The organism is Vibrio clamense, from assembly GCF_050337905.1.
Taxonomy (GTDB): Bacteria; Pseudomonadota; Gammaproteobacteria; order Enterobacterales; family Vibrionaceae; genus Vibrio; species Vibrio cortegadensis.
In genome coordinates, this window is sequence record NZ_JAKJTJ010000065.1 from 1 (window position 1) to 1,348 (window position 1,348).

Annotated in this window: 2 protein-coding genes; both read right to left on the reverse strand. The window is 38.4% G+C overall.

What is annotated here, in order from left to right:
* Window positions 1–285 (reverse strand): hypothetical protein (locus L4C39_RS20055; RefSeq protein ID WP_429747507.1); only part of this gene is annotated, 285 nt, incomplete at its 3' end.
* Between the two features lie 168 nt (window positions 286–453).
* Window positions 454–804: a hypothetical protein gene (locus L4C39_RS20060; protein WP_429747757.1), complete on the reverse strand. Its 351-nt coding sequence runs from the start codon at window positions 802–804 to the stop codon at window positions 454–456.
* Between the last annotated feature and the right edge of the window lie 544 nt (window positions 805–1,348).

Genomic DNA, 1,348 nt, shown 5'->3' on the forward strand with positions numbered 1-1,348 from the left:
ACCATAGTTATCGATAATATAGCGATAAAAACAACCACTAGAACCTGTCGCTAAATGCTTTGCGTACTGAAGATATCTACCTTTAATAGATTGTTTAGTTTTGCCAATATATAGAATATCTGACTCACCTCTTAACCTAGGAACAGGACGAACTGAACGGAAAAAATAAATAACACTTTTAGCATTACTAGCTTCCGATGACCCAAACAAATCCTTGAATTGACTTTCTAAATCACTTGTTTCTGTGATTATGTTTGGTAGCATTTTAATGTTATCAATATTCAATTTTATCACCTGATGCCTAACGCCCAATTAAGGTGCGATAACGCTATAAAACCCAGACTAAACCATTGCGCCGTAAACACAAAATTCAAATCAGAGTAAAATCGGCAAGCGTTAGGAGTCACTCTTAAATTGTTTGTTAGACCCGTGTTGCAGGTGTGCGCTCAATTTTCACACCAAATAGGTTAAAACAAAGCTTCCTATAAATGATGGTATTCCCGCAATAAACATAACCAAACCAAACTTATAATTTGCTCGATAATTCAACCACTTTTCAGACTGTAAATCATGCCCTTTCACCATTGATTTCATTTTACTTGTTACATAATCGACATCATAGTTTCGGCTCACTTTTCCGCCATCCCAAGTTAGGCTTGCAACAATCCAAATCAGTACACCCGAATAAAATAATAAGTCACTGATTCTTGAGTTTGAAAAATAGTCCACGAAACTCAACAAAAGCATTATGCCGCTAATGGATATGAAATTAACAACAAACACAATTTTCAGTATGCTGACCATATATTACTCATTAATTCATGGAGTTAGAGAAAGGGTATAACGCCGCGTTAAGTGGTGAGCAACGCCAACCACCAAACCTAAACCATTGTACCTTAAACACTAAAACTGATTTGAACTCAAGCCGCCAAGCGTTGGGAGTCCGTCTTAAACGCTTTGTTATATTGCCCGCACGACAGAGCCAAGTTTAGCGCCAAGGTGCTGAATTGGTTACAAATCTACTGGCTTTGAACTCAGAAGTAAAATGGATAGTTCGAAACTCAATTATAGACAACAAAACGCACTTGGCTAAGAAACGAAATGAGCTGAAATTGGAGTAATTCGATTAGCCAAAGTGGCAAAGAATTCGAACGAGAAACCTGACGACAAAGCGCGCTGAAGCCACGATTTTCAATGAAATCCCCACCAAAAAGAAACCGCGCAAAATGAACTAGAGCCAACAAAACTTACTAACGAGGAGACTTGCGTGACGTTGCAGCTAATTAACCGACACACTTTCTACGTGCGATGGTCATTTTGATGGCATTTTTCACGAGACGAACAGGTG